At 57.1% G+C, this 15,718-nt stretch carries 17 protein-coding genes; 2 read left to right on the forward strand and 15 right to left on the reverse strand.

The features are described 5' to 3' along the window. Positions 1 to 2: 2 nt before the first annotated feature. From BLV48_RS02105 to ccmA, 12 genes are read right to left on the reverse strand one after another with little or no spacing between them, the layout of a single operon-like run. The gene (locus BLV48_RS02105; RefSeq protein ID WP_091822345.1) at positions 3 to 230 is read right to left on the reverse strand and encodes a YheU family protein; all 228 of its coding nucleotides are present in this window, start codon (positions 228 to 230) and stop codon (positions 3 to 5) included. Next, complete coding sequence (ligA, locus tag BLV48_RS02110) at positions 227 to 2,587, reverse strand: NAD-dependent DNA ligase LigA (RefSeq protein ID WP_091822347.1); 2,361 nt, start codon at positions 2,585 to 2,587, stop codon at positions 227 to 229. The genes BLV48_RS02105 and ligA overlap by 4 nt, the downstream gene beginning before the upstream one ends. A gap of 39 nt (positions 2,588 to 2,626) precedes the next feature. Beyond that, positions 2,627 to 4,006, reverse strand: a complete 1,380-nt coding sequence (gene zipA, locus BLV48_RS02115; RefSeq protein ID WP_091822351.1) for a cell division protein ZipA — start codon at positions 4,004 to 4,006, stop codon at positions 2,627 to 2,629. Between the two features lie 37 nt (positions 4,007 to 4,043). Next, on the reverse strand, positions 4,044 to 5,300 hold the full coding sequence (ccmI, locus tag BLV48_RS02120) for a c-type cytochrome biogenesis protein CcmI (protein ID WP_091822354.1): 1,257 nt from the start codon (positions 5,298 to 5,300) through the stop codon (positions 4,044 to 4,046). Further along, positions 5,297 to 5,824, reverse strand: a complete 528-nt coding sequence (locus BLV48_RS02125; protein WP_091822357.1) for a cytochrome c-type biogenesis protein — start codon at positions 5,822 to 5,824, stop codon at positions 5,297 to 5,299. Before BLV48_RS02125 ends, ccmI begins: the two co-directional genes overlap by 4 nt. Continuing rightward, positions 5,821 to 6,372, reverse strand: a complete 552-nt coding sequence (locus tag BLV48_RS02130; RefSeq protein WP_091822359.1) for a DsbE family thiol:disulfide interchange protein — start codon at positions 6,370 to 6,372, stop codon at positions 5,821 to 5,823. Before BLV48_RS02130 ends, BLV48_RS02125 begins: the two co-directional genes overlap by 4 nt. Before the next feature lie 9 nt (positions 6,373 to 6,381). Next, positions 6,382 to 8,343, reverse strand: a complete 1,962-nt coding sequence (locus BLV48_RS02135) for a heme lyase CcmF/NrfE family subunit (RefSeq protein ID WP_091822870.1) — start codon at positions 8,341 to 8,343, stop codon at positions 6,382 to 6,384. Beyond that, positions 8,343 to 8,804 (reverse strand): cytochrome c maturation protein CcmE, encoded by a 462-nt coding sequence (ccmE, locus tag BLV48_RS02140; protein WP_091822361.1) that lies wholly within the window; start codon positions 8,802 to 8,804, stop codon positions 8,343 to 8,345. Before ccmE ends, BLV48_RS02135 begins: the two co-directional genes overlap by 1 nt. Then, on the reverse strand, positions 8,801 to 8,977 hold the full coding sequence (gene ccmD, locus BLV48_RS02145; protein ID WP_091822364.1) for a heme exporter protein CcmD: 177 nt from the start codon (positions 8,975 to 8,977) through the stop codon (positions 8,801 to 8,803). Before ccmD ends, ccmE begins: the two co-directional genes overlap by 4 nt. Positions 8,978 to 8,984: 7 nt before the next feature. Next, positions 8,985 to 9,740, reverse strand: coding sequence for a heme ABC transporter permease (locus tag BLV48_RS02150; RefSeq protein ID WP_091822367.1), 756 nt, complete (start codon positions 9,738 to 9,740; stop codon positions 8,985 to 8,987). A gap of 14 nt (positions 9,741 to 9,754) precedes the next feature. Then, on the reverse strand, positions 9,755 to 10,441 hold the full coding sequence (gene ccmB, locus BLV48_RS02155) for a heme exporter protein CcmB (RefSeq protein ID WP_175527561.1): 687 nt from the start codon (positions 10,439 to 10,441) through the stop codon (positions 9,755 to 9,757). Positions 10,442 to 10,464: 23 nt separating this feature from the next. Next, positions 10,465 to 11,106: a cytochrome c biogenesis heme-transporting ATPase CcmA gene (ccmA, locus tag BLV48_RS02160; protein ID WP_091822370.1), complete on the reverse strand. Its 642-nt coding sequence runs from the start codon at positions 11,104 to 11,106 to the stop codon at positions 10,465 to 10,467. Positions 11,107 to 11,217: 111 nt separating this feature from the next. Here ccmA and fliK point away from each other — a divergent pair, with 111 nt between their 5' ends. Continuing rightward, positions 11,218 to 13,314 (forward strand): flagellar hook-length control protein FliK, encoded by a 2,097-nt coding sequence (fliK, locus tag BLV48_RS02165; protein ID WP_091822373.1) that lies wholly within the window; start codon positions 11,218 to 11,220, stop codon positions 13,312 to 13,314. Continuing rightward, positions 13,311 to 13,589 (forward strand): EscU/YscU/HrcU family type III secretion system export apparatus switch protein, encoded by a 279-nt coding sequence (locus BLV48_RS02170; protein WP_091822375.1) that lies wholly within the window; start codon positions 13,311 to 13,313, stop codon positions 13,587 to 13,589. Before fliK ends, BLV48_RS02170 begins: the two co-directional genes overlap by 4 nt. Here BLV48_RS02170 and BLV48_RS02175 read toward each other — a convergent pair. From BLV48_RS02175 to BLV48_RS02185, 3 genes are read right to left on the reverse strand one after another with little or no spacing between them, the layout of a single operon-like run. Then, positions 13,586 to 14,035 (reverse strand): DUF2802 domain-containing protein, encoded by a 450-nt coding sequence (locus tag BLV48_RS02175; protein WP_242530086.1) that lies wholly within the window; start codon positions 14,033 to 14,035, stop codon positions 13,586 to 13,588. The two genes, BLV48_RS02170 and BLV48_RS02175, sit on opposite strands and share 4 nt — an antisense overlap. 46 nt (positions 14,036 to 14,081) lie before the next feature. Continuing rightward, on the reverse strand, positions 14,082 to 14,936 hold the full coding sequence (locus BLV48_RS02180) for a chemotaxis protein CheW (RefSeq protein ID WP_175527548.1): 855 nt from the start codon (positions 14,934 to 14,936) through the stop codon (positions 14,082 to 14,084). A gap of 4 nt (positions 14,937 to 14,940) precedes the next feature. Then, positions 14,941 to 15,717 carry a ParA family protein gene (locus BLV48_RS02185; protein WP_091822382.1) on the reverse strand — a complete coding sequence of 259 codons (777 nt, stop codon included), beginning with the start codon at positions 15,715 to 15,717 and terminating at the stop codon, positions 14,941 to 14,943. Between the last annotated feature and the right edge of the window lies 1 nt (position 15,718).

Here is a 15,718-nt window from a genome sequence, read left to right on the forward strand (position 1 = left end):
GCTCAGTGATCAAACTCCGGCAAGCGTTCACGGGGCACAATGTTGCACTGACCGGTGCTTTCGCTGAACAGCAAGACGGCTTCACCTCTGATCAGTTTCAGCCGAATCTGCTCGGCCTTCTGCGCCAGACTGAGTTCCTGTTCACCATAGTCGGTGCCATCACGGCTGACAAACTCCTCCAACAGATTCTGCAGTGTATCCGGGTCTAGTGACTGCCAGGGAACAATCATGCCTTTTCCCAAGCCTGTAACTGATTCACAAATGCATCCTCGTCCAGTACCTCAATGCCCAGCTCTGTCGCCTTGTTCAGCTTGGAACCCGCACCCGGACCGGCCACCACACACTGAGTCTTGCCGGAGACGGAGCCGCTGACCTTGGCACCCAGTGCCAGCAAGCGATCCTTGGCCTCGTCTCGGGTCATGGTTTCGAGCGTTCCAGTCAGTACCCAGGTCTGCCCGGCCAGTGGCTGTGTGGAGCCGGTATCAGACGGACCCTCGCACTGCCAGTGCATGCCAAAGGCCTTTAGTTGCTGCTCCAGTGCCCTTGCCTGCTCACACCAGTCAGGCTCTGCCAACTTCTGCAGCAGGCCGCTACGCGCCTTTTTGCTGAGCTTGGCAACCGGTTCCAGTGCCTCGGCATCTGCCTGCAGAAGAGGCTCCAGTGACTGGAAGTGATCGGCCAGAGCCGTAGCACCGGTTTTAGCCACTCCCGGTATGTCCAGCCGCTGCAGCAACATCGGCAGACTGATGGCGCCCTGCAGCGCAGCTGCAATATCGGCCTCCTGCTGAAGTTCAATGCCCTGTGCCAGTAATGCATCCATCACTTGGCAGTTATGCTCGTCCTGCATGAAGTTATGAATCTCATGCCCTACTTCCAGCCCGATATCCGGCAACCATGTCAGCAGCAACGGCAGTGCCTGACGCAACCGCGCAAGAGACCCCAGCTGCAGCGCCAGCGTGCGCGCCGTGCCTTCCCCCACTTCCGGAATGCCAAGCGCGTAAATAAAGCGAGCCAGCTCCACGCGGCGGCTGGACGCAATGGCGCTGTACAGTTTTTCAGCTGACACCTGTGCGAAACCGTCGAGTTCGAACAGGTCTTCCACCCGTAGTCGATACAGATCAGCCGGAGACTTTATCAGGCCACGCTCAACCAGCTGTTCAATATTCTTTTCGCCCAGCCCATCTATGTCCATCGCCTTGCGCGAGACAAAATGGATCAGGGCCTGGGTCAGCTGGGCACGGCACGAGAGTCGACCGACACAGCGGTAGATTGAGCCTTCACTGACCTGTTCCCGCCCCTTGCCTCGCTTGATCAGCCGAGTACGCTCCACATCCGATCCACATACCGGACAGGATGAAGGGATGCTGATGTTTTGTTCAGTGCCATCGCGACGCTCCTTCAATACCTGTACGATTTGCGGAATGACATCACCGGCACGGCGTACCGTGACCCAGTCACCGGCATGCACATCAAGTCGGGCGATTTCATCCATGTTATGCAGGGTCGCGTTGCTGACGGTGACTCCGCCCACAAAGACCGGCTCCAGCCTGGCCACCGGTGTGATTGCTCCGGTTCTGCCAACCTGAAACTCAACCGCCTTGAGGCGTGTAATCTCTTCCTGAGCCGGGAACTTGTGCGCAATGGCCCAGCGCGGTGCGCGGGCGACATAGCCCAGCGCTTCCTGCTGATCAAGCCGGTCCAGTTTGAATACAATGCCATCAATGTCGTAGGGCAACTGATCGCGCTTATCCGCCAGTGAGCGGTAGCTTTCCCGACACCCCTCCAACCCATCAACACGCCGCATTTCCGGATTGATTTTAAGTCCCCAGCGGTTGAGTTGTTGCAGCCGTTCAATGTGACTGCCCGGCAGCTCCCCGTCCGCAACCACGCCGGTACTGTAACAGCAGAACTCCAGCGGTCGCCGGGCGGTAACCGCCGGATCCAGCTGACGCAGGCTGCCAGCGGCGGCATTGCGCGGATTGACGAAGGTTTTTTCACCGGCATCACGGGCCTGTTCATTGAGCCGTTCAAAACCGGCTCTGGGCATGTAAATCTCGCCCCGCACTTCCAGCAGCCGTGGCCAGCCTTCGCTCAACAAACGCAAAGGCACGCTGGGCAGGGTGCGTACATTAAGGGTGATATCCTCACCTGTATAACCATCGCCCCGGGTTGCAGCACGCACCAATCGGCCCTGCTCGTACAGCAAGCTGACCGCCAGGCCATCCAGCTTCGGTTCACTGACAATGGCCAGCGGCGCATCAGAGCTCAGCCCCAGACGTTCACGGGCGCGGCGAACAAAGGTAGCCATCTCGTCATCACTGAAGGCGTTGTCCAGCGACAGCATGGGCTGTTCATGACGCACTTCGGCAAAGCCTGAATCCGGCTTTTTACCGACCCGCTGTGTAGGTGAATCTTCACTCACTAGCTCTGGATATTCTGCTTCCAGCGCTTTGAGTTCATTGAAAAGCCGGTCATATTCCGCATCCGGAACACTCGGCTCGTCCAGCACGTAATAACGGTAACTGTGTTGTTCGATCTCGGTGCGCAGCTGCTCGGCACGGGTCACGACGGATTCAGGCAGGGTCATGGAGTCTGGGTCTGGTCAGAGGTGGAACGAAAGCGGGTATCAGTGTACCCGCCGGGTGCGGTTGTGCATCTCGAACTCGCGAATGCGCTCGCGATAGTGCTCCTTGGTTTGCGGACGCATGACTGAGCGGTCTTCATCCAGCAGATCGCCGTCGAGGTGCTTGGCAAGCGTTTCAGCGGTCGCCAGCATGCACTCATAAGCGTTCATTGGATCATCCGGTTCACTCATGGACATGAAGAAGGACACGGCAGGTGTTTGCAGCTGCTCCAGATGCTCTGGGTCAAAGGTACCCGGTGCAACGGCGTTGGTCATACTGAATTGGACGGCAGCATCGGGCGCATCTGTTTCACTGCGATGATAAATCGACATTTCGCCCCATTCCATGCCACAGGCCGTAACGATCTTGTGCAAAGCGGGTCCCGGCAGCAGCTGACGGTTACGGCCAACGACCGTGATCACCAGAACGTGCTCGGGATCGGGTGCACTGCGCAATCCGGGCCGTGGTTTTTCAGGAGCCGACGCTTCAGACACTGCAGGTGTCGGTTCTGCTACAGCGGGGCTTTCTTCATCCAGACCCAACTCGGTACTGCTGAACAGGGATTCGTCCGGTTCGGCTGGCAGCTCAGTGGCCGTCAGCCCTTGCAATGGATCGTTCTCAATACGCTGGCGCGGAGAAGGTTCTGGCTGTTCATTCAATGAGCGCTTATAGGCCGCAAGGGTGTCATCCGGGAGATCAGCCGCATCGGGTGAGGGTACCTTGTCGAACAGGATCGGAATGGGCTGCTCAAAATCCAGCTCCATGCGGTCATTCAGGCTGGTACTGATCTGACTCTCTTCGTGCGCGGTATCGGTATTGAAGTCAAGTGAACCGCCCTGCAGTTCACCCTGTTCGACGGCGCGCAGCAGCTCAGGATCATCGTCAATCGTCTGTTGTACCGGCGCTGGTGTTGAATCGTTTTCTGCTGTTGATTTCTTTCTGTTCCGAACCGGACGAGCACGGCCCGTCTCAGTATCGGCAGGAATATCATCAAACAGCGGGTCCATCTCGCTAAGCTCTGCCTGTACCGCCGTGGCATTCGATGGCTGCTTCGCGGGTTTGGAAGTGATCGATTCATTGAATACCGGCTCACGCCGCACTGGCTGTGGCGGTGTTGTTGCGGCTCGTTCAGGCTTTGCTGCGGCTGGCTTTTGTGTCGGGGTTTCTCGTACGGATTCCTGACTGCGCCGCCGTGCACCACCGTTAGGTAGTTCAGGGTTGTGCTGCGACGGTTCTGCCTCACCCAACTCCGAAAGAGTACGGTCAATTTCCAGACGCAAACGATTGCGGTTGGCACTCACACGGCGCCAGCCGTCAATCAGAATCAGTACCACGATCAGTATACCGCCGATGATGAGCCATTCGCGCAGACTGATATCCATACCCTTGCCTTTTACCTGTTCGATGTTCGCCGGAAGGTTACTGTACCACCTGGTCGATGATCAGTGTAACTGCCTCGTCACCCTGACGAGTAGAAACCTGCAACGGACGGCTTTCGAAATCACCACTGCTGGCCTGCGGTTGCCCGGAAAGGCTGATCCGGGCCCCCACTTCAACCTGATCATGCAGTGACAGGCGTGCCTGTGGCATCATCGCCATACTGTCATCCAGAATCACCTCCACCGGTAAGTCCGATACTGTATAGCGTGCCGCTGCGAGCGGCATGCGACCACCTATCGGTCGTGCATAGATGAACACGACCTGATCAGGCTGCGCCCGCTCCGCAAGTTCGGCTGACAGTGATACCTGCAGTTTTACCTCAGCCAGCGCAGCCTGTTCTATTTCTATATCCGGGACCGGCTCCCCTCTCGCTTCCAGCTCGGCTCTTGCTCGCTCAATCCCGCTGCGCAGTGACTCAGCGGCCTGTCCTTCGGCACCGGCCAGTGCCTTGTTCCAGTGCTCTATGGCCGCATTGAAGTCCTGTTTTTCAAAGGCATCAATACCGAGCAGCCCCAGCGCCGCAATTTCGGTCGGATCAATGCTTAGCGTTGCATCAATCTGAGTGCGCACCTCATCCGTCATCTGTGTTTCACCGGCAAAGTAGAGTGCCTGTGCCAACTGCCCCATTACGCTGGCGTATTGCGGGGCATCCTGTGGCAGCACCTGAAGCAGTTCGCGGAACGCCTCTGCACCACCGGCATAGTTGCCCATGCTCATATAGGTATTGGCCAACAGGTACCAGCCTTGCGCGTTATCCGGATTTGCCGCCAGCTCACGCTCCAGCCCGGCAATAGCCTGCTCAAGACTCATCTGTTCACCTTGAGAGCCTTGGCTGACCGGCGCATTGAGTGCAAGGGCCAGGTCATCTGCACGCCCCAGATGGTTGTAAAGCCCCAATGCCGCAGCCGGGATCATCAACGCCAGCAAGGTGACGGTGACCAGCTGAGCCTGGCCAACACGAACCAGCGGCGCGCTCTGCATCGGCACATCCTCTGCATCGATCAACAGGTTACGCTCCAACTCAAGCTTAAGAGTCGCGAACTCCTCCGCTGCCAACGTTCCCTGTTCGCGCTCGGACTCCAGCTCGGCCAGTCGCTCACGGAAAATATCGATGTTTTGTTGCTGACGTTGAGTTGCCTCGGACTTTGCCAGCTGCTGATGACGCACCAGCGGCCAGAAAACACAGGCCAGGGCAACCAGTGTCAGGACAGCTATGCCGATCCACAATGTACTCATTTATCAGAATCCCGTTGCAGTAACTTCTTCAGACGCTCAACCTCTTCCGGGTCAAGCCCCGGCTCCGGCGCATACTCGTCCGTTCGTCCGTCCGCTTGCCTGGTTCGACCCGTTTCCTCTCCAGAGGTGGATCCAACGTGCTGGCGGCGATTGCGGCTGATCATCACAACCGCCAACACACCGATCCCCAACAGGACAAAAGGTCCGTACCACAGCAACCATGTCACTTCATTGACCCTTGGGCGGTACAGCACAAACTCACCGTAACGGGTCACCATGAAATCGATGATGCTTTCATTAGGCTCCCCCTGTTCCAGCATGCGGTACACTTCACGTCGCAAGTCCGCCGCCAGCGGAGCATCAGAATCCGCAATATTCTGGTTCTGACACTTAGGACAACGCAGCTCGCCGGTCAGCTCATGAAACCGCTTTTCGTACTGCTCGTCGCTGAACTCGTAAGCATCAATTGTTGCCTGTGACAGACCAGGCAGCAGGATCAGCAAAGTCAGGAAAAATACCCTCATTGTGTGCTCTCCTGATCTACACTGGCCATTACCTGTTGCAGGGTCTGCCATACGTCGGCATCAACAGCTCCCACATGGCGGTAACGAATACGTCCAGCCGCATCCAACACATAGGTTTCAGGTGCACCGTAGACCCCCAGGTCCAGACCCAGTGAGCCATTCTGATCCAGCACGACAGCCCGGTATGGATCCTTGTAGCGACGCAGCCATTCACGGGCCTTCGCAGGATCATCCTTGTAGTTGACGCCGTATATGGTCACACCCTGCTCCAGTGCAAGCATATTCAGGAAATCATGTTCCTCCTTGCAGGTCGGACACCAGGTCGCCCATACATTGAGCAGGGCGACTTCACCGTTCAGGTCCGCTTCCGTCAGAGTCCGCTCGGGGTCCGTGACCGACGGCAGACTGAACTGAGGTACAGGACGCTTGTTTTTTGCCAGCTCGGAAGGCAGCTCACGGGGGTCAAGATACAGCCCGACCCAAAGAAACACGCCAAGCAGGATGAAAACCAGCAGTGGAACAAAAACCAGAATCTTGCGGTTATTCATCTCAAATCCTCATGCATCAGCCAGCGCCGCTGCCGGGCGCAAACGCTTACGGTAGCGCGGATCGGAAGCAGCCAACAGACCACCCGCCGTCATCAACAGTCCGCCAAGCCAAAGCCAGCGTACATAGGGCTTGTACTGCATGCGCACAGCCCAGGCGCCATTTTCGAGCGGCTCGCCCAAGGCCACATACAGGTCACGGGTAAACCCGGGATCAATCGCGGCTTCGGTCATTACATTGCCACGCGCGGTATAGAGTCGTTTCTCAGGCTTCATGAATCCATAGGGTTCGCCCTTGTGCAGCACCCTGATCTGCCCCTGGTCAGAGGTAAAATTAGGGCCTTCCACGTGCTTACTGCCTTCAAACACGAAGGTGTAATCACGGAAACTCAGGGTATCACCCGGCTGCATTCGAAGATCGCGCTGCTCGGTGTACACCGACACCAGAGAAACCCCCACCACCGTAACGGCCACTCCCACATGCGCCAGCACCATGCCGTAGTAGCTGCGAGTCTGCTTCGACAAGCCCTTCAGCTTCTCGCGGCGGTGACGCAGGCGGTTGTACAGATCACGCAAGCCGGCCAGCATTACCCACCAGGACAGCACCAGCCCCAGCACTACCCAGGGCTTCAACTCACCGGCATAGAGCCAGGCACTGCCCGCTCCCAGCACCAGCGCCAACACACCCGGCAGCCAGAGCTGCTGCACCATCATTGACAACGATGTCTGCTTCCAGCGGCTCACGGCGCCGACCCCCATCGCCAGCATCAGGATCGCCATCAAGGGGTTGAACAGAGCATTGAAATAGGGGGGGCCAACAGACAGTTTGCCCAACCCCAGCGCATCAACGATCAACGGGTAGATTGTCCCCAGCAGTACCATTGCACAGACAACAACCAACAGTACGTTATTGACCAGCAGCATGCTTTCACGGGACATCAGGCCAAAGCTTGATTCACTCTTCATCTGACCTGCACGCAGTGCATACAACAAGAGCGAGCCGCCAATGACAATCGCCAGCATAATCAGAATGAACAGTCCACGTTCAGGGTCGGAAGCAAAAGCATGTACCGATGTCAGTACACCGGAGCGTACAAGGAAGGTACCCAGCAGACTCAACGAGAAGGTGAAGATCGCCAGCAATACGGTCCAGCTTTTGAATACACCGCGTTTTTCGGTCACGGCCAGGCTGTGCATCAGTGCCGTACCGACCAGCCACGGCATGAGGGATGCGTTTTCAACCGGATCCCAGAACCACCAGCCGCCCCAGCCAAGCTCGTAGTAGGCCCACCAGCTACCCAGGGCGATACCAAGGGTCAGAAAAGCCCAGGCAACGGACGTCCAGGGACGTGACCAGCGCGCCCATGCCGCATCAAGTCGTCCGCTGAGCAGGGCCGCGATGGCAAAAGCAAAGGAAACCGCAAAGCCCACATAACCCATATACAGCATGGGCGGATGGACGATCAGGCCAAAGTCCTGCAGCAGAGGATTAAGGTCTGCCCCTTCCTGCGGAAAACCAGGCAGATAGCGTTCAAACGGGCTGGAAGTAAACAGGATAAACAGATAAAAACCGACCGATATCAACCCCATTACCGCCAGCACGCGGGCAATGATATCCGGTGGAAGGTCGCGGCTTTTTATCGCTACGGCTACGGTCCAGCCCGAAAGAATCAGCGCCCACAGCAGCAGGGAGCCTTCATGGCCACCCCAGACGGCGCTAAGACGATAATACCAGGGCAGCGCCGTATTGGAGTTGTTGGCTACATAGACAACGGAGAAGTCATTATCCAGAAAGGCCCAGCCCAGACACAAAAAGCTGAACAGCGTGAACAGAAACATACCCTTGCTCAGAGGACGGGCAAATCCCATCCAGAGAGCATTACCGCGGGTCGCGCCGACCATCGGCACCACGGTCAACAATACTGACAAGCACAGTGCAAGAATCAGTGCATATTCACCCAGTTCGGGAAAGATCATTTATTGAACTCCTGTCCCTCAGGCATCGGCATCTTACCAGCCTTCGCCAGCGCGTCGGCCACTTCGGGGGGCATGTAATTTTCATCATGCTTGGCCAGAACTTCAGCCGCATTCAGGACACCATGCTCATTCAACATGCCCTGAGCCACAATGCCCTGCCCTTCACGGAACAGGTCCGGCAGGATGCCAACGTATTCAACCGTCACTGTCTTGTCATAGTCGGTAATGTCAAATTGCACGAACAGTGAATCGGGATCACGTTTGACGCTGCCATCCACCACCATCCCACCGGCACGAATACGTGTATTTTGAGGCGCTTCACCTGAGACGATCTGGGTAGGTGAGTAGAACAGATTGATGTTCTGGTTCAGTGCAAAAAGCGTCAGCCCTACAGACACGCTTACACCTACCAGAATGAACATCACAATTATCAGACGCTGTTTGCGTTTTGGGGTCATGCGGTTTCCTCCCGGCGCAGGCGGCGTTTTTGTTCCGCCAACAGACGGTTACGACTCAACTTCGGCAGGATCAGGTTGGCTACAATCACGCCTGCCCCCAAACCGTAGCTGAGCCAAACATAGAGACCATGTCCACCCATGGCCAGAAACTCGGAGACACTGTTGAAACTCACCTGAACCTCACTGCTTATTCAGTAGTTCGCGAACCCAACTGGCACGACGTTCGCGCCAGATTATTTCGTTACGCAGCCGCTGCATCAGACTGACTGCAAAAAAACAGTAAAAGCCAATCACCATGACCAGCAGCGGCAGCCACATATCCGGCGGCATGGCCGGTTTTTCTGTCAGCTTGAACGTGGCAGGCTGATGCAGCGTATTCCACCACTCCACCGAATACTTGATAATCGGGATATTGACTACCCCGACCAGCGCCAGCACAGCCGATGCCTGAGCAGCAGTTGACTCGTTTTCGATCGCAGAGTTCAGCGCCATTATGCCCAAGTAGAGAAACAGCAGAATCAGCATGGAGGTCAGGCGTGCATCCCAGACCCACCATGAACCCCAGGTGGGCTTACCCCAGATTGCGCCGGTGGCCAAGGCCAGTACTGCCATGGAGGCGCCGATCGGTGCGGCCGACTTGAGCACCATATCAGCCATCTTCATCTTCCAGATCAGACCAATGGCTCCGGCTACCGCCATTAACATATAGGCCGACTGCGCCAGAATGGCCGATGGCACATGCAGATAGATGATGCGGAAACTGTTGCCCTGCTGATAGTCTGCCGGGGCAAATAACAGCGACCATACGGTCCCCCCTGCCAGCAGTATCAGGGTTGCCAGCAGAAACCAGGGCAATAGGCGTCCGGTGATCTGGTAACACCACCGAGGTGAAGCAAGCTGGAAGAACCAGCGCGGCAACCATTTTTTGTCAGCCATAGTCTCTCTTCTTGTTAACTACTGATTGAGATCCGCAATGCGGCCGCAATAGCCAGTGGCGCAAGCGCCAGCGCAAGCGCCAGCAGTGCGCCCAAAAGCGCGAGGTATCCCCCCAGCGGCAACCCCGTTACGGCAGCCTGCACAGCACTGGAACCAAAGATCAGTACCGGGATATACAGCGGCAAGACCAGCAGTGAGATCAATACACCGCCCTTTTTCAGCCCTACCGTCAACGCAGCACCGATGGCCCCCACCAAGCTGAGCGTGGGTGTTCCCAAAAGCAGGCTCAACATCAGCCCTGGCATCCCTTCAGCAGGCAAAAACAGCATCACGGCCAGCAGGGGCGCCATCACGGTCAGTGCCAACCCGGTCATGCACCAGTGGGCACTGACTTTCGCCAACACCGCCACAAACAGCGGCTGTGGGCTAAGCAGCAGCTGTTCCAGCGAGCCGTCCTCATAGTCCGAGCGAAACAGGGCATCCATCGACAGCAGGGTTGCCAGCAGGGCAGCCACCCATACAACCCCGGGTGCTAGCTGAGCCAGAAAGCCGGGTTCAGGACTCACCCCCAGCGGGAACAGCGTTGCCACCATGAGAAAAAAGATCAGCGGGTTCGCCAGGTCACTTTTTCGTCTGAACGAGAGTAGAAACTCGCGCCGCATGGTGGCCATAAACAACGCCAGCGCTGACACCTTCTGCATATTCTCGGGGTTAGTCCCTGTGCTCATGCTGAAGTTCCCGCCAGCTGATCAAGATTGATTTTACGTACCGGCCCCTCGATGCCCAGCTCGTGATGCGTCGTCAAAATCACGCTACCACCTCGGCGGGCATGCTCAAGCAACAGTTTTTCCTTGGCTGCCACCCCTTGCTTGTCGATCGCAGTAAAGGGTTCGTCCAGAATCCAAAGTGGTGCACGGCTGAGATACAATCTGGCCAGGCTGACGCGTCTATTTTGCCCGGCCGAAAGCGAATGACAGGGAACATCTTCGTAACCGCGCAGACCCACCCGCTCCAGAGCCGCCTGAATATCGGCTACGGCAATATTGGGCTGCAGGGCAGCATACCAGCGCAGGTTTTCTTCAGGCGTCAGTACCGCCTTGACCCCTGCCTGGTGACCAAAATAGAGCATCTCACGACAAAACTGCTCACGCACATCCTGAACCGGCTCACCCCGCCAGAGAATCTCACCTTCATAATTGCGTGACAGACCACAGAGAATACGCAGCAGCGTAGTCTTGCCGCTGCCATTCTGACCTTCGATCTGAACAATTTCGCCAGCAGACAGCGCAAAATCAAGATGACTGAACAGTACCCGATCATCGCGTTCACAGTACAACTGACTTACTTTGAGCAGGGGTTCAGACAAGCCTCTATCCTTCAAAAATCGCCGAGCTGGCCGATAGCACATTAAGGCGCCATTATATACAGATAGAGACTTGATCGTCAGGTTCCAGATGCAATATCAGGGAGTCATGCGGTGTTAACACCCACCACCAGTTCCACCACACCTGCAGCCGGTACCAACAAGGGCGGCAGTGCTGACAGTCTTCTGCCCGCGGCTGGGCGTGAACTGGCAGCGACTGTTCGTAGCGTAGCGGCCAGCGGGGGCAACGCGGCTGTTTTCCGTATTCAGGTGGAGATCAACAGCCGCCTGCTGGAATTGACTACCCAGGCCCCTTTGACACAGGGAGATCGCATCGTACTGCAGCGGGGTAATACGGGCGAGTTGCAGATTCGTTTGCCCGCACCAGCGCAGCCAAACGTTCAAGGCAACGCCACCCCGGCCGCGCAAAGCAGCATGACACTGCAGTTGACCTCATCCGATGGTGCTCGCCTGCAACAGCTGTTACCCCTGAACGTTCCTCGAAATGCGCAGGTAACCGGGTCTGAGCCCGTTATCCCACGCCAGCCTGCCGCTGCAACCAGCCCTCAACCAGGAGCAGGAACAACGCCAGCCGAAACTTCTGCCAAACCGGCTGCCGCCTATCTCCAACCACCCGGTGGCAATACCTCACAAGGGGCAACTCAAGGCAATGCAGCCACCACAAGCGGGAACAACAGTTCGCTGCAAGGTCGGACACAACCGACCGGCAATGCACCAACACCTGCACGCAGCGAAAGCCCTGCTGCGCAGGCAACCAGCGGTTCACGTCAGCCTGCCGGTACAGTGACAGGACAAACACCAGCCCCGGGCCAGCCCCCTTCTTCGGCAACACCATCATCACAGGCAACACAGGTGTCCCCCTCGGGGACAACAAGCTCTCAGGTGCAGGTATACTCGGCTCAGCTACAGTCATCCGCGATCAGCCAGGTCAGTACTGCCACCTCAACAACCACGCCGACGAACCAGCCCCCTGCAGCACAGACGCAAGCGGCAGGCTCTGAGGCCCGCCCAGCGGCGCCTGCACCCACCACACAGGCCACTTCACCCGACACCGCAGCCAAAACTCAGACGGCACCAGCCAACAGTACCGCGCGCGCTTCGACACCTGCGTCCACGGCTGTCCAGACAGCTCAAACAACTACTCAGCCCAGCGTCAGCCATACGGGACAGGCTCTACTGCAAACGCTTGGCAAACAGGTCCCGGTACAAGCCGACAACCATATGATCCGGCTTAATCTCAACAACCAGACACTCAACCTGATCAGCCCAAAACCCCTGCTCAGCGGGCAGCAGGTGGTCCTGACTCGAGTGAGTGAACAGCAGGTCAACCTGCAACCAGTCCCTATACCCACAACCCCGTCCCAGGAAGCCAAGGCACAACAGCAGATGCAACTGGCACTACGCGAAGCATTGCCTCGCCAGATCCCGTTTGGAGATGCCCTGAACCAATTGGTTCAGCTGAGTCAAAGCCCGGCCGGTCGCAGTCAGGGGGCCATTGGCCAGCTGGTGCAGTCGATGTTAAGCATGTTCTCGGTCAGCCCAGGCAGTGCCGATGCCGAACAGGCAATTCAGCGCAACCTGCAGCAGGGTGGCCTGTTGACCGAATCCAGACTGGCTCAAGGGGGGGGTACTGAGCGCGGCGCAACGCCGGACCTGAAGCAGCAACTAGGCCAACTGCTGAAAGCAGCGGAACAACTGCCACCGGATGCACGCCAGCAAATGACACGTCTGGTGGAAGCCCTTCAGGCTCGCAGCACAACCCAGCAGGTCAGCAGTTTGCAAGGGTGGAAGGACCAGCCAGACGGTACTCAGGAGCGTGTCTACCGCCTTGACCTGCCGATCCGTCAGGCAGATCAACACGATAACGCTGAGCTGACCATAACCGAGCAGCGCAGGCGCAGCAGCGGCGGTGAAGTCGAGACCCTTTGGGGTGTGGCTCTGCATTTCGATCTTGAACAACACGGCAGTGTCGATGCTCGTTTAAGCCTGAGTGAGGAGTGGCGCCTGCAGGTGCAACTCTGGGCCGAGCAGGCTTCCACCCTGCGCCAGATTGAGCGCCGTCTCGACGATTTCAGCGATGGTTTGCATCGCAAGGGGTTTCTGGTTGAAACGCTACAGGCGCGTCAAGGGCGCCCAAGCCAACCTGAGCTGACTGACGTTCAGCGCCGACTGGTGGATATACATACATGAACGAGCACAACCCGAAACGCAGTGCCGTAGCCCTGCGCTATGACCAGGCAAAAGGGACCGCACCGAAGATAGTGGCCAAGGGCAGAGGCCTGATCGCCGAGCAGATACTGGCGCTAGCTCAGGAGCATGACATCCATATCCATGAAAGCCCTGAGCTGATCGAGGTATTGATTCGTCTGGAATTGGGTGAGGAAATACCTGAGGCACTGTATCGTGCCATCGCGGAAGTGATTGCCTTCGCGTACGGTCTCAAGCAGTCGGGCAGCAACATCTAGTGACGTTGATGTTGTTCCGGCAACATTTGAGTCGTGTGAAGCTCGCGGTGAAGCAACGCCATAAGCTCCGCTTCGGGACGACCGATACCGCAGTTGCGCACCAGATCATCCACAGAAGCCCCCATTTCCATAAGCTTGGCGGCCTGATTGTAGGCCAGCACGCCCGGATCACGGTTCTCCAGCTCCTGCTGTTTCTCAACCGTTATATTGAGCGTCCGCTCAATCGCCAGCAGGCGTTTGCCCATGCCGATCGAGCCATTGGTCATGGCGCGAATTTCATTCCGCAGTACATTGATCAGCGCCTGCTGCTGCCGCTCCTGCCGCTTGATGCGCACCAGTACATAGACGCAGATCACCGCTGACAGAACAGCTGTCAGTGTCAGCACAAGCAACAGTATCGACGTATATTCGGCCACACCCGGTCCCAGCCCATTAGCAATGTTCACGCACAGCCGGTGAGTCTACCCCATCTGTCTAAACGGTTCACGGCCTTCAGACACTGCAGGCTTCAAACTCGAGCAACAGTTGATCGATGTCCAGTATGGCACAACGCTCAGGCATGTAGGTACCCAGCAGCCATGAGCGGTGACTTTTGTCCTGATGCCAGTTGATCTGACGGGTATCGACACGTATCGACTTGACCAACTCATCACAGGCAATGGCCCAACGGCGGCCTTTCAGGATAATCACCTCGGCATACTTGGAGTATTCCGGTTTGTAGCGCTCCGGTATCAGCCAGCGTGCAGTGTCCACGACCTGCGTCCAGGCCGGTTCTTCACCGAAACGGCCAAGGACCCATTCCGGCCCATCAAGCCTCAGTGAAAGCGACTCCAGCTGCAGAGCCCCTTCCACATAGTCGAACGGTACCGCCAGCTTCAGGCCGTGCATATCGAGCAGTATGCAATTCATCTCCTCACCTGAAGCCACCTTCGGTATAACGGGTTCAGGTGCGAGACCGGGCTCGGGTTCCGGTTCCGGTTCCGGTTCGGGTTCGGGTTCGGGTTCGGGTTCGGGTTCGGGTTCGGGTTCGGGTTCGGGTTCGGGTTCGGGTTCGAGCAATGATGGCTCGCTTTCCTGTATAACGGAATCAGCAGGCGTGATCTCTACCGTCGGTTGCACGACCTCAATCACTTCATCTTCCGTTGCTATAACAGACTCATCTACAACAGACTCATCCTCTGCTGGCTGTTCGTCTTCAGCTATCGGCGGATTAACGGCATCGGGCTCAACTGCAGTCGCTGCATCCGTTTCCATTTTATCTTCTGCAACAGCCTTCTCTTCGTCAGCCTGAGGGTCCTGCAAAAGTGCCTCGAGGTACTCAAATACAACTTTTTTCTGGTCTGCCATCAGTTCACCCCTGTTTACGCCGTTCAAGCAGGCTGCGCAGGAGGCGCGCATACGCGTGCACGCCACGGCTACCTGCATCGAGTGACGACGGCACCAGCCCCTTCAGGCTGGCATTTCTGAATTTGGTATCAACCGGTACAACTGCATTCGAAATATGATCAGGGTAGCGGTGGTGCAGCTCGCGAAGACTACTGACGGACGCCTGCGTGCGACGGTCATAGAAAGTGGGCACAATGGTATAGGCAAGCTTGTTCTTGCGCGCACGATTGATCATTTCAATGGTTCTGACCATTCGTTCCAGCCCCTTAAGGGCCAGAAACTCGGTCTGGACAGGCACCAACAGGTGATTGCAGGCAGCCAACGCATTGACCATCAACACTCCCAACACCGGCGGGCTGTCCATAATCACAAAATCATACTCGGCTTTCAGGTGTCGCAGTGCTTTCGCCACCTGCAGTCCCATGCCCTCCTGGGCGACAGCCTTTCGCTCCAGCGTGGCCAGGGCGGTAGAGGCGGGTATGAGCTTGATGCTTTCATGGGATGTGTCGAGAATCAGTCCATGCACCCGTTCGGAATCCACCTGAATCTGCTCAAACAGGTCGTAAACACTGTGTTCGAGCTCATCCGGGTCATAGCGGAAATAGCTGGTCATGGAGCCATGGGGATCCAGGTCCACCAGCAGCACCCGATATCCGACCTCTGCCAGCAGACCTGCCAGGGTGATAGCGGTTGTCGTCTTGCCCACCCCGCCTTTCTGATTTGAGACTGCCCATACCTGCATC

Source organism: Marinobacterium iners DSM 11526 (genome assembly GCF_900107855.1).
GTDB classification, from domain to species: Bacteria; Pseudomonadota; Gammaproteobacteria; order Pseudomonadales; family Balneatricaceae; genus Marinobacterium; species Marinobacterium iners.

Excerpts from the sequence above, each read along its gene's own strand:
- BLV48_RS02105 (WP_091822345.1), bottom strand. The coding sequence starts at position 230 with ATGATTGTTCCCTGGCAGTCACTAGACCCGGATACACTGCAGAATCTG.
- ligA (WP_091822347.1), bottom strand. The coding sequence starts at position 2,587 with ATGACCCTGCCTGAATCCGTCGTGACCCGTGCCGAGCAGCTGCGCACC.
- zipA (WP_091822351.1), bottom strand. The coding sequence starts at position 4,006 with ATGGATATCAGTCTGCGCGAATGGCTCATCATCGGCGGTATACTGATC.
- ccmI (WP_091822354.1), bottom strand. The coding sequence starts at position 5,300 with ATGAGTACATTGTGGATCGGCATAGCTGTCCTGACACTGGTTGCCCTG.
- BLV48_RS02125 (WP_091822357.1), bottom strand. The coding sequence starts at position 5,824 with ATGAGGGTATTTTTCCTGACTTTGCTGATCCTGCTGCCTGGTCTGTCA.
- BLV48_RS02130 (WP_091822359.1), bottom strand. The coding sequence starts at position 6,372 with ATGAATAACCGCAAGATTCTGGTTTTTGTTCCACTGCTGGTTTTCATC.
- ccmE (WP_091822361.1), bottom strand. The coding sequence starts at position 8,804 with ATGACCCCAAAACGCAAACAGCGTCTGATAATTGTGATGTTCATTCTG.
- BLV48_RS02150 (WP_091822367.1), bottom strand. The coding sequence starts at position 9,740 with ATGGCTGACAAAAAATGGTTGCCGCGCTGGTTCTTCCAGCTTGCTTCA.
- ccmB (WP_175527561.1), bottom strand. The coding sequence starts at position 10,441 with ATGCAGAAGGTGTCAGCGCTGGCGTTGTTTATGGCCACCATGCGGCGC.
- BLV48_RS02170 (WP_091822375.1), top strand. The coding sequence starts at position 13,311 with ATGAACGAGCACAACCCGAAACGCAGTGCCGTAGCCCTGCGCTATGAC.
- BLV48_RS02180 (WP_175527548.1), bottom strand. The coding sequence starts at position 14,936 with ATGGCAGACCAGAAAAAAGTTGTATTTGAGTACCTCGAGGCACTTTTG.
- BLV48_RS02185 (WP_091822382.1), bottom strand. The coding sequence starts at position 15,717 with ATGCAGGTATGGGCAGTCTCAAATCAGAAAGGCGGGGTGGGCAAGACG.